Origin of the sequence: Dapis brunnea BLCC-M229 (genome assembly GCF_050015995.1) — a bacterium.
Classification (GTDB): Bacteria; Cyanobacteriota; Cyanobacteriia; order Cyanobacteriales; family Microcoleaceae; genus Trichodesmium.
In genome coordinates, this window is the sequence record NZ_JBNHEP010000087.1 from 1 (window position 1) to 25,988 (window position 25,988).

Annotated in this window: 22 protein-coding genes and 1 pseudogene; 12 read left to right on the forward strand and 11 right to left on the reverse strand. The window is 36.8% G+C overall.

The genetic code is table 11. The annotated features are described in order from the left end of the window. Window positions 1-203 precede the first annotated feature (203 nt). The 4 genes from ACP6PM_RS09915 to ACP6PM_RS09930 all read left to right on the forward strand — a co-directional run bounded on the left by ACP6PM_RS09915 (window position 204) and on the right by ACP6PM_RS09930 (window position 6,262). Entirely contained in the window at window positions 204-2,984 is a 2,781-nt protein-coding gene (locus ACP6PM_RS09915) for a hypothetical protein (protein WP_426584140.1), read from the forward strand. 239 nt (window positions 2,985-3,223) lie between these two features. Continuing rightward, window positions 3,224-3,709 carry an REP-associated tyrosine transposase gene (locus ACP6PM_RS09920; protein WP_426584142.1) on the forward strand — a complete coding sequence of 162 codons (486 nt, stop codon included), beginning with the start codon at window positions 3,224-3,226 and terminating at the stop codon, window positions 3,707-3,709. Window positions 3,710-3,828: 119 nt separating this feature from the next. Next, the gene (locus tag ACP6PM_RS09925; protein ID WP_426584144.1) at window positions 3,829-4,929 is read left to right on the forward strand and encodes a hypothetical protein; all 1,101 of its coding nucleotides are present in this window, start codon (window positions 3,829-3,831) and stop codon (window positions 4,927-4,929) included. Further along, a complete protein-coding gene (locus ACP6PM_RS09930) occupies window positions 4,859-6,262 on the forward strand; it encodes a hypothetical protein (RefSeq protein WP_426584146.1) in 1,404 nt (467 codons plus the stop codon). The genes ACP6PM_RS09925 and ACP6PM_RS09930 overlap by 71 nt, the downstream gene beginning before the upstream one ends. A gap of 225 nt (window positions 6,263-6,487) precedes the next feature. Here the strand turns inward: ACP6PM_RS09930 and ACP6PM_RS09935 are convergent, their stop codons facing one another. Together ACP6PM_RS09935 and ACP6PM_RS09940 are read right to left on the reverse strand one after the other, a co-directional pair. Continuing rightward, window positions 6,488-6,961 carry an NUDIX domain-containing protein gene (locus tag ACP6PM_RS09935; protein ID WP_426584148.1) on the reverse strand — a complete coding sequence of 158 codons (474 nt, stop codon included), beginning with the start codon at window positions 6,959-6,961 and terminating at the stop codon, window positions 6,488-6,490. Window positions 6,962-7,163: 202 nt separating this feature from the next. Further along, window positions 7,164-8,000: a sulfurtransferase gene (locus ACP6PM_RS09940; protein ID WP_426584150.1), complete on the reverse strand. Its 837-nt coding sequence runs from the start codon at window positions 7,998-8,000 to the stop codon at window positions 7,164-7,166. A 311-nt stretch (window positions 8,001-8,311) separates the two neighbouring features. Here ACP6PM_RS09940 and ACP6PM_RS09945 point away from each other — a divergent pair, with 311 nt between their 5' ends. From ACP6PM_RS09945 to ACP6PM_RS09955, 3 genes and pseudogenes are all read left to right on the forward strand, one after another. Beyond that, window positions 8,312-9,001: a helix-turn-helix transcriptional regulator gene (locus ACP6PM_RS09945; protein ID WP_426584152.1), complete on the forward strand. Its 690-nt coding sequence runs from the start codon at window positions 8,312-8,314 to the stop codon at window positions 8,999-9,001. Between the two features lie 485 nt (window positions 9,002-9,486). Then, window positions 9,487-11,292: a proline--tRNA ligase gene (locus tag ACP6PM_RS09950; protein ID WP_426584154.1), complete on the forward strand. Its 1,806-nt coding sequence runs from the start codon at window positions 9,487-9,489 to the stop codon at window positions 11,290-11,292. Between the two features lie 252 nt (window positions 11,293-11,544). Continuing rightward, a pseudogene (locus ACP6PM_RS09955) lies at window positions 11,545-11,814 on the forward strand (His/Gly/Thr/Pro-type tRNA ligase C-terminal domain-containing protein); the annotation flags it as partial. Between the two features lie 314 nt (window positions 11,815-12,128). Here the strand turns inward: ACP6PM_RS09955 and ACP6PM_RS09960 are convergent. The 3 genes from ACP6PM_RS09960 to ACP6PM_RS09970 all read right to left on the reverse strand — a co-directional run bounded on the left by ACP6PM_RS09960 (window position 12,129) and on the right by ACP6PM_RS09970 (window position 16,134). Further along, entirely contained in the window at window positions 12,129-13,232 is a 1,104-nt protein-coding gene (locus tag ACP6PM_RS09960; RefSeq protein WP_426584156.1) for a polysaccharide pyruvyl transferase family protein, read from the reverse strand. A gap of 542 nt (window positions 13,233-13,774) precedes the next feature. After that, entirely contained in the window at window positions 13,775-14,938 is a 1,164-nt protein-coding gene (locus tag ACP6PM_RS09965; protein WP_426584158.1) for a hypothetical protein, read from the reverse strand. Window positions 14,939-15,120: 182 nt separating this feature from the next. After that, a complete protein-coding gene (locus ACP6PM_RS09970) occupies window positions 15,121-16,134 on the reverse strand; it encodes an Npun_R2821/Npun_R2822 family protein (protein ID WP_426584160.1) in 1,014 nt (337 codons plus the stop codon). 356 nt (window positions 16,135-16,490) lie between these two features. Between ACP6PM_RS09970 and ACP6PM_RS09975 the strand changes: the two genes are divergently transcribed. Further along, window positions 16,491-17,192, forward strand: coding sequence for a GerMN domain-containing protein (locus tag ACP6PM_RS09975; RefSeq protein WP_426584162.1), 702 nt, complete (start codon window positions 16,491-16,493; stop codon window positions 17,190-17,192). A gap of 352 nt (window positions 17,193-17,544) precedes the next feature. Here the strand turns inward: ACP6PM_RS09975 and ACP6PM_RS09980 are convergent, their stop codons facing one another. The 3 genes from ACP6PM_RS09980 to efp all read right to left on the reverse strand — a co-directional run bounded on the left by ACP6PM_RS09980 (window position 17,545) and on the right by efp (window position 19,955). Then, window positions 17,545-17,910, reverse strand: a complete 366-nt coding sequence (locus ACP6PM_RS09980) for a cupin domain-containing protein (RefSeq protein WP_426584164.1) — start codon at window positions 17,908-17,910, stop codon at window positions 17,545-17,547. A 221-nt stretch (window positions 17,911-18,131) separates the two neighbouring features. Continuing rightward, on the reverse strand, window positions 18,132-18,635 hold the full coding sequence (accB, locus tag ACP6PM_RS09985) for an acetyl-CoA carboxylase biotin carboxyl carrier protein (protein ID WP_426584166.1): 504 nt from the start codon (window positions 18,633-18,635) through the stop codon (window positions 18,132-18,134). Between the two features lie 762 nt (window positions 18,636-19,397). Further along, window positions 19,398-19,955 carry an elongation factor P gene (gene efp / locus ACP6PM_RS09990; RefSeq protein ID WP_426584168.1) on the reverse strand — a complete coding sequence of 186 codons (558 nt, stop codon included), beginning with the start codon at window positions 19,953-19,955 and terminating at the stop codon, window positions 19,398-19,400. A gap of 254 nt (window positions 19,956-20,209) precedes the next feature. Here efp and ACP6PM_RS09995 point away from each other — a divergent pair, with 254 nt between their 5' ends. Further along, window positions 20,210-21,346 (forward strand): peptidylprolyl isomerase, encoded by a 1,137-nt coding sequence (locus ACP6PM_RS09995; RefSeq protein WP_426584170.1) that lies wholly within the window; start codon window positions 20,210-20,212, stop codon window positions 21,344-21,346. A 557-nt stretch (window positions 21,347-21,903) separates the two neighbouring features. Next, window positions 21,904-22,221, forward strand: a complete 318-nt coding sequence (locus ACP6PM_RS10000) for a type 2 periplasmic-binding domain-containing protein (protein ID WP_426584172.1) — start codon at window positions 21,904-21,906, stop codon at window positions 22,219-22,221. Window positions 22,222-22,405: 184 nt separating this feature from the next. On the opposite strand, the gene lepB is transcribed toward ACP6PM_RS10000, so the two are convergent. From lepB to ACP6PM_RS10015, 3 genes are all read right to left on the reverse strand, one after another. After that, window positions 22,406-23,002, reverse strand: coding sequence for a signal peptidase I (lepB, locus tag ACP6PM_RS10005; RefSeq protein WP_426584174.1), 597 nt, complete (start codon window positions 23,000-23,002; stop codon window positions 22,406-22,408). A 1,143-nt stretch (window positions 23,003-24,145) separates the two neighbouring features. Further along, a complete protein-coding gene (locus ACP6PM_RS10010; RefSeq protein WP_426584176.1) occupies window positions 24,146-24,283 on the reverse strand; it encodes a hypothetical protein in 138 nt (45 codons plus the stop codon). Then, window positions 24,280-24,501 carry an addiction module protein gene (locus ACP6PM_RS10015; RefSeq protein WP_426584178.1) on the reverse strand — a complete coding sequence of 74 codons (222 nt, stop codon included), beginning with the start codon at window positions 24,499-24,501 and terminating at the stop codon, window positions 24,280-24,282. The genes ACP6PM_RS10010 and ACP6PM_RS10015 overlap by 4 nt, the downstream gene beginning before the upstream one ends. Window positions 24,502-24,768: 267 nt before the next feature. Between ACP6PM_RS10015 and ACP6PM_RS10020 the strand changes: the two genes are divergently transcribed. Both ACP6PM_RS10020 and ACP6PM_RS10025 read left to right on the forward strand, forming a co-directional pair. After that, window positions 24,769-25,515 (forward strand): BAR domain-containing protein, encoded by a 747-nt coding sequence (locus ACP6PM_RS10020; protein ID WP_426584179.1) that lies wholly within the window; start codon window positions 24,769-24,771, stop codon window positions 25,513-25,515. Next, window positions 25,512-25,988 (forward strand): PIN domain-containing protein, encoded by a 477-nt coding sequence (locus ACP6PM_RS10025; protein WP_426584181.1) that lies wholly within the window; start codon window positions 25,512-25,514, stop codon window positions 25,986-25,988. Before ACP6PM_RS10020 ends, ACP6PM_RS10025 begins: the two co-directional genes overlap by 4 nt.

Here is a 25,988-nt window from a genome sequence, read left to right on the forward strand (position 1 = left end):
TTATTCTCTAGTGTTACTTGAATAATGATTCAACCTAGTTAGGAGGTGTAGTGCGAGCGCAGAGCGCTACTGCTGACGCAACGCTCCGCGAACGCACTACACCCCGTTCATTCTCAATAAGGGTTTTCTTTTAATTGAAGTATTATTCAGCTCCGGAACACAAATCCCTTTCTATACATAGTTTTCAACTAGCTTGTCACCCCGTGAGGGATCAAGCACTCAATGAACTCAATAGTCTTCAAGAGCAATATAATCAAAAGTGGCTTGATATCGAATCCATGCGTCGCCAGTTATATAGCCAGTGGTATTATTTCATAAAATATACGGGGGAATTAAGCTATAACACTATCAATGAAACCAGTCTGATTCCCTTACGGACGGCGATCGCCCAAGTAGGAGAATTAGAATTTAGCCAAAATGGAGAAGGAGTTGCTACCGTAACGGCAAAAGCTTTACCTTTTGGTGTTGTATCTAAATTAAATGATACCTACTCTTATGAATATTTTAGTTATTATGTTGATACAATTCAATCTGCGGCTGATGATGGTGCAGACTGGGGAGATATAAAAGTTGAATTTGCTAACTGTGGAGTAACATTTTCTGACGATGCAATTGTGACAAGTGTTATTGATGGTGAAGCTTGGCAAATAGAGGATCAAGGGCAAATCTATGACGTTAAGGTGGAAGAGGGTATTTTTAATATTTATATTCCTCCCACTGACTCTCAAATTGCTGTTCAAATCACCAATGCAATTCATAATTTAAGTGAAGCGATCGCCGAAAACAATAACCAAACACTAGCTACTAAATATAATCTCAGACCATTTGTCAGTCAAAATTACTGGCGTGCCAATGAACCAGCTATTTTATTAACAGGAGATGCAGCCAAAGCCCCCATTCGCTTTGGACAAGATGGACGGTTAAATGAAAATGATTACTTGGAATGTCAGCCTTTAGATTTTGATGTCAAGACAATTATTGATAATTTAGAGCAACTTCAAGAGCAAATTAATAATCTCCAACCTGAAGGAGATAAAGAATCAATTAACTTTATAACTTGGAATGAGCAACCGTGGAATCCTTTTGCTTTCCATTGGTCAGTTCTATTCTATCCTTGTCGTGATATGGTAAATGGTGAAGTACAAGATTATCAACCGAATCAAATTCTGGATAACTATAGTTTAGAACCTAATGCCATAGACTTACAACTCAAGGAAGGAAAAGAAGACAGTTTTGTGGAAAATGCTAATACTTATACTGGTTTTAGTCTATTAAGCCCTACTGTAGGTAGTGATTTGAGTGAACGAATCATCTATTATCTCAATGAAGTGCTACTGACTAACTATTATTATGCTAATAGTATTGAAGAAGACAATAAAACTTCAGACTACTTGACTAAGAATTTTGAGGCAATTAGGGATTGGTATTATGCAGAAACAGGTATAGGAGATAAGCCTGAAGAAGAGCAAGTTCAAGATCCCATATTCGTGTCTTTATGGGCGTATGAACAAATGGAAAGCTTACAATGTATGGCTCAGTGCATAGGTGGTGTTAATGATACTCTCTTGTTAGCTCAACCAACCCTAAAACTGGAAGTGGATGATCCTCTTTCTTCAAATGATGTGGAACAAATCTTCCACGATCAAGTGCGTTGGACTTTGGGTAATAGTTTACAATATAAATTCCTCACTGGAGACATTTTTAATCCCATTCGTAGTGGGGCAATGTCTATAAACAGATTATGGTTAGTTGATAGTTTTGGCCAACATAAAGAAGTTATTGAACCAGATTCTGTAACGACAACAGTTGTCAACACTTATCGTATGGAGCCTTCTGATACTGGTGCTGATAATAAGGTTTTATTATCACCTCGTTTAGCACAACCTGCTCGTCTCAATTTTCACTGGTTAGCGGCGGATGCCCTTCAGGAAGTAGAAATGACCAAGACACCAGCAAGAAATCCTGTTTGTGGTTGGATTCTTCCTAATAATCTTGATAGTAACTTAGCAATTTATGACCATCAAGGTTTCAGTTTGGGTTCAATTGATGTGGATGGAAAATGGCGTGATGCACCGGGAGTAACTATCCCTCGTGATGACAGCGATCGTCCTTTATTGCCTAATCATCATTTGCAGAAGTTGGTTTACTATCTTTTAGAACAAAGGGAGGAATTTCAACAACAGTTTCTTTCTACTTTGGATAATTCCTTAGCTACTATCGATCCTGAAAGCTTTGCCGAACATACCACTTTAGCTTTGTTGGTGGGACGACCTATTGCTGTAGTGAGGGCAACTTTTAGTTTAGAAGTTAAAGGTTTACCCGCGATCGATCCTACGGTTAAAATTGAAAGTACAGAACAAGCACCAGTTACTTATAGGTTTACAGAGGTTAAAATCCCCATTCGTTTAGGAGATTATCAACAACTCAATGATGGATTAGTGGGCTATTGGCGAGAAAAACCTGTTGGTGATGAGGGTGATTATGAATATGAGGGGAATATGTTTTATGCACCCCAAAGTAATCTCATAAATCATGCGCTGATTCAAACTGAACAGGAAGGTTTAGTGTATTTTGAGCAAACGGTAGATGCACCTCCTCAAGGGGTGACAATGTTAATTGATCCTAGGGGGGTAGTTCATGCTACTTCTGGAGTCTTACCTAATCAAGAATTACGCTTACCTGCGGAAAATTATAATCATGCCTTACAGTCGATCGAGGTTAATTTCCTTTCTACCCCTGTTTTATCCGATCGCCGAGATAAGTCTCTTTCTAATAATGATCGACTAGCTAGTTTTAATCGAATTGCTATCCCTTTACCTGAAGAACCGGGTACTACTTGGTCTTGGTTGACTTTAGAGGGAGAAAAATGGTCAGAGAAAGAAAAAATTAAACCGGTCAATTTCAAAGCTACTTTTTATCGATCGCAGGAGGCTTCTGAAGGTTGGTTACAATTGAGTCAAATTTATGATCAAGAAGATTCTTAACTGTTGTAAGTTAGCTGTTGTAAGTTAGCTGTTGTAGAATAGCCCTTGTGGAATAGCCCTCTGGGCTGTTCCCATTTGAGATGACAACACAAAACACATGACATACATGACATACATGACACAGGCTGGAAGCCTGTGCCACAAACAACAAATAACAAACAGCAAACAACAAACAGCAAACAACAAACAAGAGATATACTGTAAGTGAAAATCAACTGATTTAAGCTTCTAAGAATTAGATGACAGACTCAAAACTCAAAATTACACAGAGAGATTTACCTCACTGGGAAATTGATGGAGCTGTATATTTCATCACTTTTAAAACCTGGGAAAGACTTGAATTGACTCCAGCAGCTAGACAAATTGTTTTAGATGCTTGCCTGTTCTTTCATGGACAGCGATATGATATTTTTGTTTTAGTTGTTATGCCAGATCATGTTCATATGTTAATACATCCTCTAGTTAAACAAGAATCACAGGAGAAATATTGGTCTATTAGTAGTATTATGCACAGCATCAAAAGCTACAGTGCCAAACAAATTCTGAAAATGATGACCCACATTGGTCAAGTTTGGCAATCAGAAAGATACGATCGCATTGTCAGAAATGACTTAGAATTAACAAATATGTGGGAATATATTCGCCAAAATCCTGTTAAAGCAGGATTGTCAGATTCTCCAGAAAATTACCCTTTTTTCTGGCAAGATACAGAATTACAAATTTGATAGTAATTACATTAATCACAGACAATCTTTGTGGCACAGGCTTCTAGCCTGTGGTTGCCTGTGATTGGCTGTTCCACAAAGTTAACTAATTAACAAACAATTGATTTGGAGTTTAAAAAATGACTACCCCTACTGATATTACTGTCGAATTAGTAGAAAGTTTGACCACAATAGAGGAGTTTATTAACTTAATCATTGACGCATTTGGCATATCAGAAGATGATGTACAGTTAACCGCTATTGACATCTTTACTCTTACAGAGGCTACTGTAGAAATTGACTCCCATAATGGGATTTATAATTTTACTGTAGGAGTTACCATTGATATTAATCAAGATGATGGCGAAAATGCCACTAAACAATTAAGTGGTAGTCTCAAGATTGATATGAGTTATCAAACTGTTGATAAATATAAAGGCGAATATGGTGGTTCTCTATCGATTCCTCTATCAGATGGCAGCACTAATCTGATCTTTGACTTATATTATATAACCAAACAAGATTCATCAGATGTTATTAAATTAATCATTGGACAGTTAAATGTTCAACAAAATCCAGAAGAAGATATTGGAGATGTTAATTTAGCTAGTTTAGTTGGGGAAATTTGTCCGAGTTTAGAACCATTATTCCCTGAAGAACTTGTAGAAGCATTTAATCTTCAGGAAAATGTTCTTTTTGGCATTTATAGCACGGCAAAAACTGCTTCCAAAAATCAAAATAAAATGCTGTTTAGCATTGGTTTTAATGCCAATATTAGTTTTAGTGAAATTCCTTTGGTGGGAGACTTCTTACCTCAAGAGATGTACAAGAGCGAATTTGCTTTTGAATTTTTAGTGTCATTCCAAAAATATACCCAAAAGGAACTCATAATTCTTAATAGTTTATTAGAAGAACTCAGTACCCCATTAAAAATAAAACCTCCCTCTACCACTATTAACGAACTGGATAGGGGTGCAAGTATAATGGCTTATTTTGATATTATGGGTTACATAAAATCATGGTTATTAAACTTAAAACGTACTAGCAGTACAAGTAGTAGCAATACTGGTAACAATACAGGTAGTGGTAGTGGTACCGGAACAGGTAGTGGAAGCAATACAGGTAGTCGCAGTGCAAGTATAACAGTACAAACGGAAAATTCCTCACTGGTTGGTTCTTCTAGAAGTACAACAACTACCTCAACTACCACTAATGATGATAGTCTCATTACCTTTTCGTAATGAATACGCTACTATTATTTGTAATCGTCTCCCCGAACCTAATGGTCTGAGTATCGTTCATTTAGTTTCCATAGAAGGACGACATACCAAGGATGGTTTTGATTTTCTAGGGGCAGGAGATGAAGATTTAATCCGCTTTGTTAGTTTAGCAAATTGGAGTTTTTCTTGTGTCGATCCTAACCAAACTTTTACCCAATTATTACAAAGGTTAAACCGCGATCCCTATACTCCAAGATTGCCCAAAAATGACAATGCCCAAACGGAGAAATATTTAGAAAATGGTTATATTACTGTACCTCATGGCCTCCGCCAAGGAAATAAAACAGTTTCTTGGTATCGTGGTCCTTTAAATACTGGTTATAATTCAGAAACTTATGAATTTCCCGTCAAAGCAGCCGATCAACTATTACGTTATGATTCTGAAATCGCCATGTTTGATATATCCTATTCTGCTGCTTGGCAATTAGGACGAATGTTAATGTTACACAATCAACGTTTAGCCATAGAATTATATGACTGGAAACGAGAACATTCCCAAAACTTGAAACGGTTAGAGCAACTGGTCTCAAATTTGCCCCTCATTTCCCGACGAGTGGATAAACCCATTAACTTTATTCCCCCGAACTTAAAAGAATGGTTTAATGGAGTAGAGTTATTAAAAGCAATACCCTTTAATTATTTAGTTCCCGATGAACGTTTACTCCCCCCAGAATCCATTCGTTTTTTCTGGGTCGATCCTTTATGGATAGACTGTTTACAAGATGGTGCTTTTAGTATTGGTAGGGTTACAGGTGCAGATGTAGTCGATGACCGACAAATTCGTTCCGATCGGGATTTTAATCTAAATCAAGACCGGAGAATTACTGGAATTATTATGGGATCAAAAGTAGTTTCTGGATGGCCTGGTTTACTTGTGGATGGTTATGATAAGGTTGTGGAAGATGTAGATTCTATAGAGGAAGCAGAGGGCAATATTTTACCGTTATTACGAATGGAAACTTTAGCTGATAATGTGTTAATTTGTTTGTTTCAAGGAGAAGTAAAAACTGTTGATATTCACCTCGAACCGGAGTCGATGCACTTTGGTTTAGATGCGCCGACAGTAGAGTCTCCGGAATGGTCAAAAAATTTACGGGATGGGAATGGGGAACTTATGGATGAGTATTTAATTTCACCTATACCTTGGAATAATGAAGAAAAAGAAGTGGTTAATTTAGAAGAATTAGCCCAACAAATGAATGAATATTTAAAATTAGATGAATTTACTTCAGGGCAATTTGGTTTACAAATGATTGAGGGAGTTCAAAAAGTTAGGTTTGTTTATCAGGAATAATAAGTAATAATAAGTGGGGCAGGCAGGATGCCTGCCTGAAAATAGAAGCAACGGGCAAGATGCCCATTCCACAAAATATCCTGCCTGCCTGAAAATAGAAGCAACAGGCAAGATGCCCATTCCACAAAACTAAAAACTATTAAAATCATCCAACATTTATGTAACGCCAGCCCCTGAAATACTTATCTTACCAACATTTTCTTGAACTTTGAAATAGTTCTTTAGCTATAACGAAGAGGTTTGAGACTGAAATTTTTCAATAAGTATCCGAGTATAACTATTCAAAGGATAATCAAAAGCAGCTTCAGGAGTCACCCACTTCCATCGCACAATTTCTTCATTAGGCACAACATCTTCTCCATCGGATGTTGCCCAATAATTAACCATAATAAAATGAGCTTCTTTATAAAATTGTGGGTCGAGTATTGCCTCATGGAACATAGCAAAGCGAATATCAGTTAATTTCAACCTCACCTCCTCCATAAACTCCCGCGCCACAGCAGTCTCTAAACTTTCTCCCCAGTCAACTTTTCCCCCAGGTACTCCCCATGTACCCTTCCATTTTGTCGTCTCAACAATTAATATCCGATCGGAAGGCCCTTTAACTAAAGCACCAACTGTTACAAGTGGAAATTGTGGCTTAATTGCTGACTTTTCCATATTTTCCCTGGTTAATCTCACATTATTCAGAGAAATCATAACATCTCAGTTCTAAAGCAGGGCAAACGCATCTTATTTTGAAGTTCTGACAGGGCAAGGATGTTAGGCTTATAAGTATTTATACTCATTACTTCTCTAAAGCTTAACAGTAGAAGCTTCCAGAATTTAGATGCGTTTCCCCTGAGTTCTAAAGTATGAGTCTTTCTCTAATTACACCGATGCTAGGGGATTTGATATTACTCTATTTCTCAATCGGAACATTAGACAAGCTACTCCACTCATTCCACGAACCATCATAGTTCCGAACCTTGGGATAGCCAAGTAAATATTTCAAAACAAACCAGACGAACCCTGATCGCCCACCCACTGCACAGTAAGGAAATACTTCCCGATCTGAGGTAATACCATGACTACTGTAGAGCATCTGTAACTCATCAAATGATTTAAAAGTTCCATCTTCATTAAGCGTGAGTATATGTTCAATATGAATAGAACTGGGAATATGTCCTGCACGTTCGGAACCTTCTGGTGGCTTCATTAAAAAGTGTTGGCCTTGATATTCTTGAATAGTACGAACATCTAAAATAACTGTATCGGGACAACCGATTGATAATTGAACCTCCCTATGCAATACTCGTAGACTTTTATCAATTGGTTTTGCCTTGTACTCAGTTGGTGGGAAACTTGATAATTCTGCTGTTACTGGATGACCTTCTGACATCCACTTTTGATGTCCGCCGTTCAAAACTCGTATATCTTGATGTCCAAATAATTTTAATAGCCAAAAGATAAAACCTCCAATTCCAGGTTCGCTGCTATAGGGTACAATAGTTGTCTCATTGGTAATACCAGATTGTGAAAGTAGCTTCTCTATAGCATTTACCTCAAGATTTATCTGAAGATCCGGCAGCATCAGATCAGTAATACTCCAGAAAACTGCACCTGGAATATGAGCATGAGCATTCTTGTCTGACTTTGGACTCCTCTCAACCTCTACTATACGAACTTTAGAATCATTGAGATGTTTGGCCAGCCATTGCGTGTCAATTAAAACTTCAGGATAAGCATAATCTGTCATTGGTTTCTCCTATTAAGAATCCTGATCCAGATTAAAATTGACCACTTATCTGCGTATAGACCTCGATCGGGTACACTTTCCCAATGAGGCTATAGCAAAAACTCACCGATATAATTGTTAGGGCAGGACTTATACCATCCTTAACGAAGTCAGAAGTCAGAAGCCAACCCACCCCTAACCCCTCCCAGGAGGGGAAGTAGGGGATTTGAGCCCCGCTCCAAAAATATTTCGCCGATCTTGGCGGGGTTTTAGAATTGATTTATTTTCAAATATTAATTATCAATTATCAATTATCCATTGGTTAAGTGCTTATGGGAATTTCTTTGTCAGCTTTATTCCAAGCGATCGCTCAAGCAAAGGATGAACAAGAATTAAGGCAACCAATTATGGCCAAAATAGGCAATTATTTTGTTGCCAAACGCTGGGGACTCTTTTTTTTCGACCAGCTTCCTGCTATTAATGAACATACCCCAGCAATGATTAAACTAGCTTTGTCGCTAGACCATAATCCCATTTTGCGATATGTGGTTCAACGTCATGCTGCTGTCCATGACGAAGTAATGTTACTTCCTGGAGTTTGGCAGAGGATTTGTCCTCGCACAGATCATGGACACGTTATGCTCGGTCCTATTGTCAGTGATAGTCAACTTATGGGCGGTATTGCCTTTACCCGTCACCGTTATGATCAGGCTTTTAATGCAGATAACCTGGCAGATATAAATGCGCTTTGTCTCCATCTTTCTATAAAAATAACGGTGCTACGCTCGAAACCTTTTGTCTTTCGGATGAATTGCTTTAACATAACGCCACGGGAAGCAGAAATTGCAGAATTGGTTGCCAGAGGATTTACCAATGCCAAGATTGGGGCTACTCTGTGGATTACAGAAAATTCAGTAAAACAAGCTTTGAAGAGGATGTTTCGTAAACTTGAGGTTTCGTCAAGGGCTGAAATGGTAGCAAAACTTTGTTTGAGAGAGGATAGTTCAATAATTAATAATTAATAATTAATAATTACCTCTTGTGTAATAGACAGAAAAGGATTGGTTAAAAGGAATTTTTTTCTTCTCAAGGGGAGATTGGATATGGCGCACTTCGGAGTGGCTCTCAAAGAGCGGGAGTTCCCTCCGGGACGCTACGCGTTACATGTCGGCGACAGCCGAAACGCCATCTCATCCTACGGACTGTTCGGCAAACGACCGCTTTTTTATCCTTGAAAGGATAGGAAAAACATTTCCCTATCTAAGCTTTATCATCAGTCTAAGTAGAAAAGTGCAAAAAAACAGAAGTATGTAACGAAAAGTAAATTTGCCAAAAACTCTCTTCCCTTCTGCCTTCTGCTGCTCTAGATAACTAAAGCTGCTCTGCCTCCTGTCTTTTCATAGGGATATAGAGGAATGTCCTTAATTTGTGACTTTTGACTTTACTGAACCAGTATCAGATGTCCTACACTATCTGAGATAATCATTATTTCGACTAAGGAGCAACCATGCGACTATCTCAAATGTTATTAGTCACTCTACGAGATGACCCTGCTGAAGCAGAAATTCCTAGCCACAAACTCCTCATTCGTGCTGGATATATTCGTCGTATTGGTAGTGGTATCTACGCATATCTCCCTTTAATGTTGCGGGTCTTAAATAAAGTCTCCAAAATAGTCCGCGAAGAAATGAATGCTACTGGTGCCCAAGAATGTCTGCTCCCTCAAATTCAACCCGCAGACCTTTGGCGAGAGTCTGGACGCTGGGATACTTATACCCAAGCTGAGGGTATCATGTTTTCTCTGATTGACCGTCAAAATCGGGAATTAGGATTAGGCCCAACTCACGAAGAGGTCATAACTACTGTTGCTAAAGATATGATTCGTTCTTATCGACAATTACCTCTACATCTCTATCAGCTCCAAACTAAGTTCCGAGATGAAATTCGACCTCGCTTTGGCTTAATGCGGGGTCGGGAATTTATTATGAAGGATGGCTATTCGTTTCATGCTGATGAAGAAAGTCTGAAAAAGACTTATCAGGATATGGATAAGGCTTATCGAAATATCTTACGTCGCAGTGGGTTACAATTTCGGGCTGTTGATGCTGACTCTGGGGCCATTGGTGGTTCTGGTTCTCAAGAATTTATGGTTTTGGCCGATGCTGGTGAGGATGAAATTCTCTATACCGAAGATGGTAAGTATGCTGCAAATTTGGAAAAGGCAGTGTCTTTGCCTGTAGATGGGGAAGTTTCTCCTTTTGATACTTATGAAAAATTGGAAACTCCTGGTACCGAGACTATTGAAAAGCTGTGTGAGTTTCTGAAGTGTTCTCCTACTAATCTTGTGAAAAATGTTTTATACCAGGCGGTTTATGACAATGGGATGACTGTTTTGGTTTTGGTGAATATTCGGGGAGACCAAGATGTTAATGATGTGAAGTTGTTGAATGAGTTGACTAAGTTGGCTGGAAATTATGGGGCAAAGACTGTTTTAGCTTTGAGTGTGCCAGATGTAGAGGAACAGAAAAAATGGGCAGCTAAGTCTTTACCTTTGGGTTATATTGCTCCAGATTTGTCTGATGATTATATCGCTTCTAGTAAGCAGGTTAGTCCAAAGTTTCTACGAATGGTCGATCAAACAGCCGTATACTTGACATATTTTGCAACTGGTGGTAATGAATCAGGTTATCACGTTGTGGGGGCAAATTGGGGCCAGGAATTTACTTTGCCAAAGTTAGTGGTAGATGTGCGAAAGGCTCAAAAAGGCGATCGCGCTATCCATGACCCTAGCCAAACTCTAGAAACTGCTAGAGGTATTGAGGTGGGTCATATATTTCAGTTGGGGAGGAAATATTCTGAAGCTATGGGAGCAACCTATACCAATGAACAGGGTGAGGAAGTGCCTTTAGTTATGGGATGTTATGGTGTTGGTGTATCTCGTTTGGCCCAATCAGCGGTAGAACAGTCTTATGATAAAGATGGGATAATTTGGCCGGTAGCGATCGCTCCCTATCATGTGGTTATCTGTATTCCTAATATTAAAGATGCTCAACAAATAGAAGTAGCAGAAAGTCTCTATAAAGAATTAAATGAAGCAGGAATAGAGACTATTTTAGATGACCGAGATGAGCGGGCGGGTGTTAAATTTAAAGATGCAGATTTAATTGGAATTCCCTATCGAATAGTTACGGGGCGATCGTTAAAATCTGGCAAAGTTGAATTGGTAGAAAGAGCGACTCATAAATCTCAGGAAATTCTAGTAGAAGAAGTATTATCTACTTTAAAAGACTTAATTGAGAAAGAATTAACATGATTTTTTCATCCTGGAAAAATTCAACTTTGATTTTTATTTGATGGATGAGAATCCCGCGCTGTCTCCTAGAGCAGCGTCGGGAGGATGTCAACTTATTAAACATTGCTATTTTTTTACTAATAAGTTTCAGCAGTGGTTTTCAGCTAGGAATTTTCAGTGCAGTAATTTTTTTCTACCTGAGATTTGCTTATAAATATCCTCCTAAAACACTCTGGGAATTTTTAATTTATCTAGCAGTGGTACTGTTACTTAGATGCTCAACAAATAGAAGTAGCAGAAAGTCTCTATAAAGAATTAAATGAAGCAGGAATAGAGACTATTTTAGATGACCGAGATGAGCGGGCGGGTGTTAAATTTAAAGATGCAGATTTAATTGGAATTCCCTATCGAATAGTTACGGGGCGATCGTTAAAATCTGGCAAAGTTGAACTGGTAGAAAGAGCGACTCATCAATCTCAGGAAATTCTTGTAGAGGAAGTATTATCTACTTTAAAAGAGTTAATTGAGAAAGCTTTAACATAATTTTTTTTGTCTGGAAAAATTCTACTTTGATTTTTATCTTGTTAACCATTGCTGTTTTTTTTTAAGTAATAAATTTCAGCAATGGTTTTCATCTTTACCGAAAAATTAGGGTGCATCTCAATTTTTAAGAAAGGGAAAAATTTATTGCTTTTAAGGAATACTTAACTGGGAAAAGAGAATAGGGAATAGGGAATAGGAAAAAAGTATTTTTGCAAATGTGAGATGCACCCAAAAATTAAGTATAAAGCGTCTCAATTCATGGAGAAAAACCAGATTCAATCGACCAAGAAAAGAAAAAAATTCCCTTGTTATACCTATTGGAAAGTTAACCTTTTTATAGCATCAGGTATCTCATTTACATTCTCAATAAGATGACAGAAAGGAATTTGTGATGTCCAAGTATCATAAAAAGCGGGTATTTTGTAATAAGAACCAGGTAACAAAATATGAGGAATATTCAAAATCAAACATAAAATATGTACATGAAGACGATTAGTAATAACCAAATTATAGTTTTGGAGTTGATAAATACCACTGTGCATATATCCCCAAGATTTGCGATGTAACTCAGGACGATGCACTTGATTAAACACAGATGAGTCAGGATGTAACCATTGCCATGCTTGACGAGAACCCCATTCTTGGGGAGTTTTCAACCCCCTTTGCCAACCTTCTCTAATCAGACGGACAAGACCTGGAACATAAATCCAACCCTTGGGAATTTTACCCATCCAATTAAAAGATATCCAATCATCTACATCTAAATTCTCAATAGGGATATTTTTCGGTTTAAACTTGGAGTTCATCTCTACATCTTTTCTACACAAATAAAGTGTCTGATTTGAACGAGAAGAATTGATATTTGTCTTAGGTAAATCAACCATTTGAAAAGCCATGTCAGGAGCTTTATAAACTTTACATTTGAAAAAAACTTGCTGGGCAATGGCAAAACTCCTATCATCTCTCACAAAAATGGTTAAATCAGGATGTTCATTCAGTACTTTAGCTGATTTTTCTAAGGCTTCTTCACTAGAGTAGTAAATTGTTTGAGGCAGAATAACAATCGATCTATCTCTATATTGTTTGATAATTTTTTCCCGAAATATTTGAAAAGCTGGCCAGATATCACCAAAATTTCCACCACCATTTAAAAAAATAGGTCCCTCTTTAGAGCGATTTAAAAAATCACTTTCAGAGAAGCCATTGCCAATACTAGAAACATAATCAATCTTAGCCTTGCGATGTTGGAAAATATATAAAACACTACCTAACCAAATTAGATGATCTCCAATATTAGAATAAGAAGGATAGTCAAGTAATGCACAATTATTAAAGTCTGGAATATTATTAAGTGCTTCCTGTAGATAGTTTTTGATATCTTGAGTGGTTTGCAGTTGTAGATTATTCAGATTACCCATTATTTTAGATAAGAACTATAATTAAAGTTATTTTTTTCATGTCAAGAATTGTGGCCTTATATTACGCCAAGTAGTCACAAGCAGTAATATTTTTGACCAATTGTTCGATAGAAATTCAGTAGTAATATAGAATCCAGTTGAACAGTAGTCATTGCGACGATAGCAAGCAATCTACTTGGGTCCCTGAGATTGCTTCCTTCCACTCCGTTCAAGTCGCAATAACTGGGATATAGTAATTTCCGAATTTTATCTCAACGTTGGTTGAAGACCCGCGCTCTCCCGAAGGGGAGCGTCGCATGGGAAAACCAATCAATCTTGCGGTTCTTACAAGGGTATGCTATCCTAAAGAGAATTAGGCTGCTGGGCTAGCAGTTTCAGTCTGTGGAGCGACCGTAAGACCAGAAAGAGGCTTGGCCTCGGAGGCAGGTGCTACGTTAGCGCAGCTCCTCTGAAAGAGGCAGCAGAAAGTCCTGAGCCGCGAGGTTTAGGACTCCCACGTTGTCGCGTAAGCGCAAAGTCGGGAGGATGTCAAGTCCCATTACTTAACCTTTACGTAAAACAAGCTTCAAGAATCTTTTTATACCTTTCAAAGCTCTTTGATAATTTAAAGTTATACTAAGTATCTTAACCCAATTATCTTGAATATTATTACAAATAGCACCATCCAAAATTTGTCCCCATTCACTTAGCACAGCATCATTAAAAGGCAAAATTTTAAAAATACTTTTATAACTAATTGAACTTTCTGGAAAACAAGCTGGAATGTTCAAATTATTTGCTTTGAAATTGAACATTGTTCGCAAGCATTTTTCACATTTACCACAGTTTCGATCTTTTAATGCTCCTTGCCAACATACTCGCAAGTTATCGCAACCCTCCTTCCATTCATTTATTGTGGCTACTTTTTGTGTTCGAGTATGTGTTGCACCATCGTGTAATACTCTGAACTCCTCTGATGACAAGAGGTGATCTGTAGCTGGGGTTGAACCCCAGGGAAAGACAAGAGATTTATAGGGATAACTACTCCCAATAAGGCACGTCCCCACTATCCTTTTGAAATTTTGAAGTGTTGCAACCAGAGCTGCTGCCGAAATATATTCCCAATTCGTCCATATTACTTTGCGAAAATTAGTACGGATAGGTATAAGTGGGATATCTATAGATTTAAGTGTAGCAGATGCTTGATTAAATGCATTTACAAATGCTTCTTCGTCTTGCAAGGGAATATCAAAGCCGTGAACCATAGCACACATTTTGATTGTTTGTGAGCGATAACCGTTCTTATTTTTCCCATGACGCCAAACGCTAAATGTTGCATCAACACCACCAGAGAAGGCACAGACAGCACTAGGTAGCCGTACAATATTATCAACAATTTCATCAACTTGAAAATCGACAGGATGATAAACTTCGGGCAAACAGCAGCACCAAGCATCGCGGTATTCCGTTAAATTGGCAAGTAATTCTCTCGAAACTCTACCATGTACAACAATTTTACGGTTTTCTAACATTGCTTCCATGATTACAGCTATTAAATAGCTTTCACTATCAGTATCTGCGGGTAAGTTTTCGATCTCAGGAAATTCATACCAGAGTATTCGAGAATTAATGATCCGATCATCATCTTGACGTTCAATCTTACAACTGCGGCGCACATATGTGCCTACTTGCTCCAAGGGTTGAGGGTATAAATTTAGAATTTTCATTTAGGAAGTTTCTGACAAAATTATCATAGAGGCTGGCAATAACTTGATATTGCTTAAGTTTGGCAAATAAATTTTCAATTAAATGCCCAGTTATCTGTCAAACATAAAATTATGAGTTAATAAAAGCTCACAATTATACTGTGAGAGAATGCTTACTCACAAAATCAAAAATTCAAAAACTACTAGAAAAACTTGCCAACTTTTTTGATTACACTATTGACCTTACGATTCATCTTAGTTAAACTGCTTGGCTCTTTTAATGTTTGAGGTTTTTGACTTGGATCTTTCAAAAAACGGTAATCCAAAAAGGTATCTGCATATCGAATATTTACTGCTTCTCCTTGACATAAACGAGAGAAACCAATAGAGGGATAATTCATATAATGAATGCGATGAATAGGCTTCAAACCTTCTTCATTATAAAGGACACCCCCTTTATAAATAAAGGGATCGGCATCAGCACAATTACCTGTGCGTTCTTGTCCATTTTCACTTTGGGTAAAGTTAAAAAAACTGCAATTTTCTTTAATCGTCATAATGCTAAAAAGTGCTGATGTAGACCACCAGCACCTATCTCGAACAGATTGAATACCCTGCTCATTAATGAGAAAATTTTTGAGTCTAGCTAAAACTTCTCCATTAAAAAGCCCATATTTAGAGCCAAAAAAACTGTCACAATGAAATTGAGGATAAATATCAGCCACCGGACAGTTCATTTTTTCTGCTAACTTTTCTGCTATTACCTCTGTTTTATCTCCCCGTTTGGAATGTTCCCAGTCATTAAATACGAGGTCAGTCTTGTTCAGGCGTTCAAATACATCATCAATAGGTTTCATGGCCAAGCTATCAGCATCAAAAAAAACAAAACGTTCAAATTCTCCTTCAAAGGCCGCAAACTTACGATGAACAAAGCCCTTGTACCAACCTGGCCTGAGATGCTGAGGGTCTTTAGATCTTGGATGTGCCTCCCAAACATCATTAATAAAATTATCCCACTGTTGAATGACTGATGAGTTACTGAATAAGCTAACATTGGGACGGGACTGAATCTCCAATTGAACTTTGCTTAGATGGTCATTATAGGGAATTATGCAGACAGGTATATGAGTCCCAATATTTTTTTCTATACTGTTTAGCAGAGCGACCAGTTGATCGTAAACAGTATCATTAGCAAGCGTATAAATACCAGAGAACATGATTGATAGTTGTCCAGCTTTTGAGCATAAATAGTGATTTATGCAGATATTCGCTTGACCATGAGGTAAATCAGGAAACTATAGTTATTTTAGTTTAGATTGAGATGAGGGTTTCTTGCTCTAAAGGGGTTTCAGCTAAAAAAGTGTTTCATTCTTATTTGGAATGACTATATAAATAATTGCTTCACTATGACTAAACTATAATTAACAAGAACCCATAATTTTACTTGGACAAAACTTTCTTGAGATTCTATTTATAGATCAGTTCTAATAATAGAAGTAATATTGTTAACCTAAGAGAAAGTTATAACTCAGCTCCTCACTGCCATTGTGCCTAATTCTCAAGGAGGGTCAAAATGAAAGAACAAAATCAAACTCGTAATTTATCTGTTGGTCTTGTGGCCAGTGTCTGTACATTGGCAGTCGCGGTGGGTGGTGCCATCGCCTTGTGGACAAATTTACAATCGGCCAACACAAAAACTTCTGATAATTCCCAGACTCTCACAAACCCCTCCACTCAAAACTCACCTAATCAAACTCTACCTGTTCCACCCCCTGCTACTATTGATTCTCTGGACTCCCAACAGTTTCCTTTATCTATCCAACCAGAACCTAAAGCAGTTACAGAAAAGACTGTAGAACTATACTGGGTCAAGGATAGTTCTGGAGACATTGGTTTAGTTTCCTCTGGGGTAAAAATCAAAGCAGCAGACGAACCGGAAGCTATCTTGACTGCTGCTTTTGAGCGTTTATTATCTGGACCAGAAAATACAGATGTCGTGAGTGCCATACCCGAAGGAACTAAAATTCAAGCCTTAACTGTAGAAAATAATGGGGTCTACATTGACTTATCTGAAGAGTTTACTTCTGGAGGTGGTAGTGCTTCAATGATGGGACGTTTAGGACAAGTTATCTATACCGCCTCTAGTTTAGAACCAGATGTGAAAGTTTGGATTTTTGTGGGGGGTAAACCGTTGGAAATGCTAGGGGGTGAAGGATTAGAAGTATCCCAACCTATTACTCGGCAGAATTTTCAACAAGAGTTTCAATCAAATTAAGGGAGTAAGGAGTAGGGAGTATGGAGTAGGGAAGAAATTGAAAAAGTCAGGGTAGTTGGGAGTAACCAGTTAATTATGGAGTACAAAAATTGGGATAATTTATTTTCTGCTATTACCTTTAGATAGGGTTTGCTGATTAAATCTAAAAGCATTTACATATAAAGACTTTAGCCTTTGCATGTGCGAAAAAAGTGCAAGCTTTTTGCCAACCATAGCTCATAATGTCAGGATTTTGAGCAGATAAGGACAAAAATTAAGGGTCAATTCTTCCAACTACATCCTCTGTAATTCCCCGTTACTCCTGACTCCTGACTCCGAGCATAACCCATAAGACTTATTCAGAAAACCATATTTAATCAGAATCTCGATTTACAGTATCAGGTGAAAAAGCAGGCAAACAAATAGCAATATATTCTGCTCCCTCTACACCAGGCGTACTATATTTTACCCATTCTCCTTTGCGAGCTATTACCGCTTGGCCAGGATTAACTTCTAATTTTCCACCTTCATATTCAACAAATAGAGTCCCCTTAAGTACCAGGGTAAATTCATCAAATTCTGGCCTTTGACCTGGTTCCATCCAACCACTGGGAGAGTGCATTTGGGCAACGCTAATATCATCAGTGTGACTATTTACACGACCAATATACTCATCAATTTGCTTAGGTTTATTACCAGTAGATTCAATCCGAGTAGGCTTTTCAATTAATTGTGGCATGATATTGATATTGATAAACTTTAGTAGGGGCTTGCTGATTAAATCTCAAAATTGACATATAAACACTTTAGCCTTTTTGGGGTCGAAAAAAGTGCTAGGTTTTCGGTGGTTAAAACTCATGTATGTTGGTATGCATGAGCAGACAAGATTCGATATCCCCACCCTCCCCACACTTCCCACACTCCCTTACCTTCCCCACACTCTGCTTTTTTGAGCAAACCCTAATTGGGGTTAACTAACATTAGAGGTTGATTGTATTCTACGGGTTCTCCATTCTTAATTAAAATTTCCACTATTTGTCCAGATACCTCAGCTTCAATCTCATTCATTACCTTCATCGCTTCAATAATACAAACTGTTTGGCCAGAAGTAATCTGATCGCCCACTTCTACAAAAGCTGGTTCATCAGGAGCAGGAGCACGGTAAAAAGTACCAACAACTGGAGACAAAATTTCTTCAAATTTGTTTGAAGCCGTAGGTGGCCCTGCTGAAGGCATTGCAGCGGTTTTTGACGTAGCTGTTGTTTCCACCGGAGCTACAGTAGGAGAAACTAATTCGGCAGTAGGATGGCTTTGGTCAGGAGAAGGTAATGAGGGGCGATCGCTTAGTGAAGTTCCTTTGCGTACCGTCAGTTCTAAATCTCCACTTTTTAAAGTCAAATCTGAAATATTAGTTTGGTCTATTGCTGTTAGTAGTTCCCGAAGTTGATGTAAATCTAATTGCACAGTTCGTATATCCCCAAATTGGCGTTAAACTAAATTAATTTTGAATCAAAATATAAAGTTTATAGGACTTTCGCACCGAAAACCCGGTTTCTACGAGAAATCCTTATTTTGAAAAATAGACATCTAGGAAATAGGAAAAAATAGAAACAGGTTTTCTGGGTTCTCGTACTTCAGTCCTAGTTGAGCAGAAAGTTGGTATTTATAATTGCACTCTCCTTTCCAGGGAGCGTCATCAGGGAATGCCAATCAAATCAATATTGTGCTTCTCCCAGAAATTTGCTAGTATACATAAGGCTTTTAGCCTAGCTGTTTCTAGTAGCTTGGTCAGTAGAGTGAGGTACTGTGGAGCGATCATAAGACCAGAAAGATGTTTGGTCTCTCATACTGGTGCTATGTTTCGCTAGGCGATATGAAAAGTGTAGCTCCTCTGTTAGGGCAAATAAGACTCAAGACACAAAAGGTAGCAGAAACCCCGCGTTATGAGGTGAGCTAATCCCGCTTTGTTACGCCATGTGCAACGTCAGGAGGATATCAATTATTGCTTCAGTATAGAGGTAGAAGTGTCAAATGCAAAGTCAGAAATTATAGAACTTGAGAGCAAAAAGCAGGGGATAATCCCCTGCCAGGAAGACTGAAGGACTTCTTGCCAAGCCAAAAGTCAAATAAATTACAATACAGAAATTATTAACTTTTCTTAATTGTGATTCTTGACTTATAATTGTAATTCTGGACTACTTCTGTAAGAAGTCTAGTTTCCTGGAGTTATTCTCTGCCCTGGTAAGAGTCATTTCGGGTATCTATCTTAATACGTTCTCCTTTAGATATAAACAAGGGAACCATAATTTGAGCACCTGTTTCTACAGTAGCGGGTTTACTACCACCAGTAGCAGTATCTCCTTTAACGCCAGGGTCAGTTTCAATTACTTCTAATACTACCGAGTTAGGCAATTCCACCTCTATTACTTGTTCGCCCCACTTAATGACATTGACCTCCATACCCTCACTTAGGTACTTAACACGCTCACCAATTTGCTCGGAACTGAGACTAGCCTCTTCATAGGTTTCCATATCCATAAAAACAAATTGGTCAGCTTCTTTATAGGTATGCTGCATCACTCTCTTGTCCAAAGTAGCTTGAGGAATTGTTTCTCCAGCTCTAAAAGTTCGCTCCACAACATTACCATTTTGTGCATTTTTGATCTTTGTCCGAACAAAAGCGGAACCTTTACCTGGTTTAACGTGCAGAAATTCTACTACTCGCCAAACCGATCCATCTAATTCTATAGTCACGCCGGGGCGTAAATCATTACTAGAAATCATATAACACCGTGATTTCGGTTTTTAATTATTTCAATTAGAACTTAACATTAGACATCGTACAATACTCTCTATAAATATTTGAAGGAGTTTATCAGTTAGGAGCAAAGATTCGGGAGTCGGAATAATGGTTGAATATTGTGGGAGTAGAAAGGAATTTTTAGCACCTAATCAAAAATTACCTAATTTTTGTCCCTCAAAATCTTATGACTGTGGACAGCCATGTAATATTAGTAAGGGAATAAAAATTCAGAAATATGCTAAATCTGCACAATTTCGTAATTAACACTTGTAAACGTCTGCTTAAAACTGGCATCCTAGCGCTGCTACTCTTTACTTTGTCTGTTGGTATTAGTGCTGCTTGGTGGAACGGTGGTACTACAACAACTCGTCAAAGTCGTTTGCCCCAGGGCGATCCTATTAAAGATGGTAGGGCCTTGTTAAGGTATGCCCTACCGATAGAAAATGAACCTGTGCGTAAAATACAAAGTAGTCTAGAGGATATTTCTAATAGACTACGAGGTAAACGTTGGACTTCTATTGGCAGTGATATTGCTGCTGCATCTAGAGTTCTCAGCACTAGTAAGTCTAAATTACTAGCTAGTGTGCCTGAATCAAAACAATCTGAGGCAGAGGCCATAATTGCTAAACTCGATCAAGGCATTATTAATATTAGAGAAGTTGCTGAAGCTAAAGATGGGGAACAGGTATTGGAGCAACGGGCAGAACTACTGACATTGGTAGGTCAGCTTGAAAATTTGATGGTAGAAGGGTTTCCGTTTGAAGTACCTTCAGAGTTCTCTAATTTACCGCAACTGAAAGGTCGCGCTACTATTGAAATGGAAACCGATAAAGGTTCTTTGACTTTGATTGTTGATGGTTATAGTGCCCCTGTTACAGCAGGTAATTTTGTAGATTTGGTTCAGAGGGGTTTTTATGATGGCCTAGATTTTATTCGCTCAGAAGAATCTTATGTATTGCAAGCTGGAGATCCTCCTGGCCCAGAAGTTGGTTTTATTGACCCCGATAGTGGTGAGTACCGTAATATTCCATTAGAAATTTTGGTCAAGGGAGATCGGGAACCAATATATAGTTTTACTTTAGAAGAAATTGGTCGTTTTCGAGAACAACCTGTTCTGCCTTTTTCTGCTTATGGTACAGTGGCTATGGCTCGGCCTGAAATTGAAAATGATGGTGGTTCTTCTCAATTTTTCTTTTTCTTATTCCAACCAGAATTAACACCTGCAGGAGTAAATTTATTGGATGGTCGTTATACAGTTTTTGGTTATGTTGTTGAAGGTAAAAAGGTTTTGGAAAAATTAGGTAAAGGTGACAAAATTCTTTCTGCTAAGGTAGTATCTGGATTGGAAAATCTTGTGGAACCTGAAGCCTAAATTGATTAGGTATAGCGCTACGCGCCAGTCAAAATTCAAAATTCCAAAAGAAGAAGTAATCCCTGACGCTCGTTTGAGTATTTATAAATGTCTTAACTTATGACTGAGTTTGAGCATTTACAAATTTCTTAACTTATTTGCGTAGTGCTATAAAATTCGATCTAAAATTAGGGTTATTGGATAATTTAGCCTTGAAAATTATAGATAATTACAAGACTAAATTACCAGTTACTCTAGTTAAATTAACTTAGATAAGTTTAAGTTTGATGAAATAGGAAAAAAAATTGAGAATAATAATAATTAGGGAATTTTATGTTTTTCTACTCTAAGTAGATTGAGAATTTTTCCTGGTTTTTATTCTTTATTCCTGTTTATCTCAAAAAGAGGTTTTCTAGTTAATTTTTACTTCTTACTTTCTTCTTCTTCTTACTAAAAAACTAAATTTTAAAACCTCTCTTTTCAGGAAAAAAAAGGAAAAAAATATCCTTTCAACCAATCCTCTTATTTTTAAGAAGAGGTAATTATTAATTGTTAATTATTAATTATTAATTAATTAAATGGCTATTATAGAATTTGTAATACTTACTGGATTAGGGATTGTATTAGGTGCATTTATAGTTAATATGTCAAATGATAGACAGCAGCAGCGTATTTTAGATGATGCTTTCTACAGATTATTACAACTTCAAAATGGTAAAATTTCTTTAATTCAATTAGCTGCTGCTGCTAAAGTTGATGCTCAAATTGCTCAGAAATATCTAGAAAGTCAAGTACAAATATTCTCGGCAATTCTAGAAATAGATGAACAAGGAGACACATTCTACAGATTTCCTAAGTTAAGTTTACCTCCTATTTTAGATCAACAACAATGGTGATTTCAGTTATCAGTTATCAGTATTTTTTGATTAGGAATTAGTTATAAATCGAGGTTTTCTAATGGGAATATTTAAGGATAAGGTTTGTGGATAACTTTAAAAATAGATTTATAGCGCTTTTCATAATTAGTAGACGACAAAGTAGGGACGTTGCATGCAAAGTCCCTACACGATTATGATTATGTTACACCGATCCTAATCTTTGATAAGGCCAAAAGCGAAATATTGCTCTACCTATAATATTTTTTCTAGGCAAAAAACCCCAAACGTGAGAGTCATTACTATTGTTACGATTATCTCCCATTACAAAATATTTATCTTCAGGAACTTTGACTGAAGTTAGCAAAGCATATTCAGGAGGTTCAGCAATATAATTTTCAGGAAGGGGTTGGTCATTAATATATACTATACCTTCCTCAATTCTAATAGTATCTCCTGGCAGACCTATAATTCGTTTGATAAAAGCTTGATTTTTGGCATAACCGTAGCGTTGTAACTGTTGGGGTGGTTCAAAAACGATTATATCACCTGTTGCGGGTGGATGAAAATTATAAGATACTTTTTCTATGACTAGGCGATCGCCTACTTCTAAGGTTGGCATCATTGAGTCTGATGGTATGTATCTCGGTTCTGCAATTAATATTCTGACTAATAAAGATAAGGATAGAGCGATCGCCAAAACTTTAATATTTTCTTTTTGTTCCTGCCATATTTTTAACCACCAGGGAGTTGTGGAGTTAGTTGCGATCGGTTGATTTAGAGATTCTTTTTCTGATGTCATTTCTATGGTTTCAAATTTTGATTATTTCTATTTTACAGGAAAACTCCTGATAATTAGCATTTATCTATAGCAATCCTATTTTATTCCTGTCAAAAATCTTACTGCTTTTTAGGGAACAGGGAACAGGGAACAGGGAACAGCTAAGAGTTTCAGTTTTTTTATTTACTTTTTGATTACCCGCAACCTATGCGCGGACTGCTATATTCAACAGTTTAAATGTATGCCACTAGGGAAAAGAAACAGAAGCAAATTATTTTCGTAATTTTCGCTAGAATAAAATAATTATTGACATCTAATCTTAACCAAAATTATTACAAAAATAATAGAGGCAACACTCATGCAAGTTCAAACTGAAAAACCCTATTATACTCCTGAAGAATATCTAGCTTTAGAAGAAACTTCAGAGTAGAAAAGTGAATACCATGATGGAGAAATAGTACCGATGACTGGTGGCAAAACCAACCATAATATTATTGCTGGAAATTTTTATAAAAGATTTTCTTTGAGAATTAAACAATAATCTTATAAAGTATTTTTTGCTGATGTGCATCTATCGATACCTTTAAAAAACTGATATGTCTATCCAGATGTGATGGTAATTGAAGGAAAACCAATATATGCTGGAACGGGAAAAAAAACTGTTACTAATCTATTGATAATTGTTGAGGTGTTGTCTGAATCTACTAGCAATTATGATAAGGGATAAAAGTTTGATTTTTATCGCTCAATTCCTGAATTTCGAGAATATATCTTAATCGAATAATCAAGATATTATCTAGCACAATATACTAACATATCTGAAAATTAATGGTTGTTAACTGAGTATCATGGAGAAAATAATATCCTAAAATTAGCGACTGTTGAAGTGGAAATTCCTTTTAACAAAATTTATCAAGAAGTAGATTTTTCAGAAACTGAAGAGTAGCGATCGCTCTATGTAGAAAAACCGCTACTTTTCTTTCTAAAGTTAATTTTACCTACTACTTAAATACGATTTTGCCATCTTTGAGGATTTTGTTTGGCATGAAGGCAAGCTATAACAATAACAGCATCATCTTTGAGTAGATAAAATATTCCATAGGGAAATTTTCTCACAATAGTACGATGAACTTGTTTATAAATTATTGGATAAGCTAAAGGATTTTATTGAATTAATGATAGGCAGTTCTCAATAGCACTAATAAATTCTTCTCCAAGTTCTGGACGACGATTTTCATGCCAAATATAAGCTGTATCTAAATCTTTTTCTGCTTCAGGTTGAATAATAATTTTGTAGTTCATTTTCTGTTTTTAATTCTTTCCTTGACTTCCTCCCAGTTTGAACCTCTTGCCGAGTTTTGCTCATATAATTCTAAGCGATAATCTAGTTCTTGTTTTTGTTTTTCTGTTAATTCAATTGCATCGGGTATATCAGTAATACTATTCCAGATATTTTCTATTAATTCTAGTCTTTCTGAAATACTGAGTTGTAAGATTTGTTCGATTAATTGAATAGTCATAATTAAATTGTTTAAATAGACTTATTTAGATTTTAACATATTATTAGCGATCGCTCCATTTCAGTTATCGGTTGTAAAAAATCAAATTATACTTGCCTAATTTACAATCTCACCTTAAACCTTGATTCATCTATTAGCTTATTAAGTTCATGCTAAAGTGAATTAACTTTAGTGTCTAGAATTGAGGAAATCGTAAACTTCTAATTATTCAAGATATACTTAGAGTATAATAGTTCTAATATTTCTAGTTTGCAGGAGGAAGATAAGATGCTTAATGGACTAACCTCACAGCAAGAAACAGAAGCTCTTAAACGGACGGAAGAAAATATTGAGAAAGTAAAATCGTTTTTAGAAAATTGTATTTCTCCTAATTCATTAAGTGATGAAGTGCAGGAGTTTTTTCGAGAAATTGCTGGTCTCAAAGGTCAGAATGTAGAAGAAATTTTACAGGAAATGATGGCGGGTACGCAAAAGTATTTAGAGGCAATTAATACACAAATTGAATTTAAAAATGACATTCCAATAGATATAAATAAGTATGTGGATAAAATAGAGAAGTTAGCTGCTGGTATTGAGTCTTGTTGGGATATTTTTTCAGGAGAAAGTCGTCAATATTTTACTAACATAGCTTACGGTTTTACTCAGGCAAGTTATAAATGTAACGGATGGCAAGGTTTGTTAATTAGAATCAGGTTAATTTTACCTTCCCTGCAACAACAGGAAGATTTATTTAGCAAGTATCAAAATTCTTTTTGGCTAATTCCAAAAGCAGTAGATAGAGCCATTGAATTGAGAAAGTCAAAATCTACTTATAAATTATGGGAGAAAGGTCAATATTTATTGAATAAAGCAACAGAAATAGATAACTCACAGAAGGGAATTTTATTGCCATATTTGAATCTAGGACGGACTCCTGAAGAGCAACTAGAGAAAAATAAACCTGCCATGGCTTGGGCAAAAGCCAGAATGGAAGAAATTAAAAGAAAGTACAACGGGAAAGATTTATCATTATGATTGTAATTTTAGATTCAGGAGTGCTGGCTTTATTAGCTAGTCCTATTAGAGATAATTCTGAAATTGAAGATAGTGAAGTTTTTCAATGTAATGAATGGTTCTATGGGTTATTAGCCAAAAGTGTATTAGTAGTAACTTCAGAAATTTCTGATTATGAGGTTAGACGAGAGTTAATTCGCATTAAAAGTGAGGGTTTAGAAATATTGAATAGTCTCAAAAAAGTGGTTAGATTTTTGCCACTTAAAACAGAAGTTATGAATAAAGCTGCTGAGTTTTGGGCTCAGGCACGTCAAAATCATATCCCGACAACTGATGATAAAAATATTGATGCAGATATGATTATTTCTGCTCAATGGAATATTCTATGTCAAGAAGCTCCTGGCAGAGGAATATATGTTGCTACTACTAATGTTAAACACTTGAAAATATTTGTGGGAGAATATGCTCAAAATTGGCGGGATATTAAATCTTAG

Excerpts from the sequence above, each read along its gene's own strand:
- ACP6PM_RS09920 (WP_426584142.1), top strand. The coding sequence starts at position 3,224 with ATGACAGACTCAAAACTCAAAATTACACAGAGAGATTTACCTCACTGG.
- ACP6PM_RS09925 (WP_426584144.1), top strand. The coding sequence starts at position 3,829 with ATGACTACCCCTACTGATATTACTGTCGAATTAGTAGAAAGTTTGACC.
- ACP6PM_RS09935 (WP_426584148.1), bottom strand. The coding sequence starts at position 6,961 with ATGATTTCTCTGAATAATGTGAGATTAACCAGGGAAAATATGGAAAAG.
- ACP6PM_RS09940 (WP_426584150.1), bottom strand. The coding sequence starts at position 8,000 with ATGACAGATTATGCTTATCCTGAAGTTTTAATTGACACGCAATGGCTG.
- ACP6PM_RS09945 (WP_426584152.1), top strand. The coding sequence starts at position 8,312 with ATGGGAATTTCTTTGTCAGCTTTATTCCAAGCGATCGCTCAAGCAAAG.
- ACP6PM_RS09950 (WP_426584154.1), top strand. The coding sequence starts at position 9,487 with ATGCGACTATCTCAAATGTTATTAGTCACTCTACGAGATGACCCTGCT.
- ACP6PM_RS09960 (WP_426584156.1), bottom strand. The coding sequence starts at position 13,232 with ATGGGTAATCTGAATAATCTACAACTGCAAACCACTCAAGATATCAAA.
- ACP6PM_RS09965 (WP_426584158.1), bottom strand. The coding sequence starts at position 14,938 with ATGAAAATTCTAAATTTATACCCTCAACCCTTGGAGCAAGTAGGCACA.
- ACP6PM_RS09970 (WP_426584160.1), bottom strand. The coding sequence starts at position 16,134 with ATGTTCTCTGGTATTTATACGCTTGCTAATGATACTGTTTACGATCAA.
- ACP6PM_RS09975 (WP_426584162.1), top strand. The coding sequence starts at position 16,491 with ATGAAAGAACAAAATCAAACTCGTAATTTATCTGTTGGTCTTGTGGCC.
- ACP6PM_RS09980 (WP_426584164.1), bottom strand. The coding sequence starts at position 17,910 with ATGCCACAATTAATTGAAAAGCCTACTCGGATTGAATCTACTGGTAAT.
- efp (WP_426584168.1), bottom strand. The coding sequence starts at position 19,955 with ATGATTTCTAGTAATGATTTACGCCCCGGCGTGACTATAGAATTAGAT.
- ACP6PM_RS09995 (WP_426584170.1), top strand. The coding sequence starts at position 20,210 with ATGCTAAATCTGCACAATTTCGTAATTAACACTTGTAAACGTCTGCTT.
- ACP6PM_RS10000 (WP_426584172.1), top strand. The coding sequence starts at position 21,904 with ATGGCTATTATAGAATTTGTAATACTTACTGGATTAGGGATTGTATTA.
- lepB (WP_426584174.1), bottom strand. The coding sequence starts at position 23,002 with ATGACATCAGAAAAAGAATCTCTAAATCAACCGATCGCAACTAACTCC.
- ACP6PM_RS10010 (WP_426584176.1), bottom strand. The coding sequence starts at position 24,283 with ATGAACTACAAAATTATTATTCAACCTGAAGCAGAAAAAGATTTAGAT.
- ACP6PM_RS10015 (WP_426584178.1), bottom strand. The coding sequence starts at position 24,501 with ATGACTATTCAATTAATCGAACAAATCTTACAACTCAGTATTTCAGAA.
- ACP6PM_RS10020 (WP_426584179.1), top strand. The coding sequence starts at position 24,769 with ATGCTTAATGGACTAACCTCACAGCAAGAAACAGAAGCTCTTAAACGG.
- ACP6PM_RS10025 (WP_426584181.1), top strand. The coding sequence starts at position 25,512 with ATGATTGTAATTTTAGATTCAGGAGTGCTGGCTTTATTAGCTAGTCCT.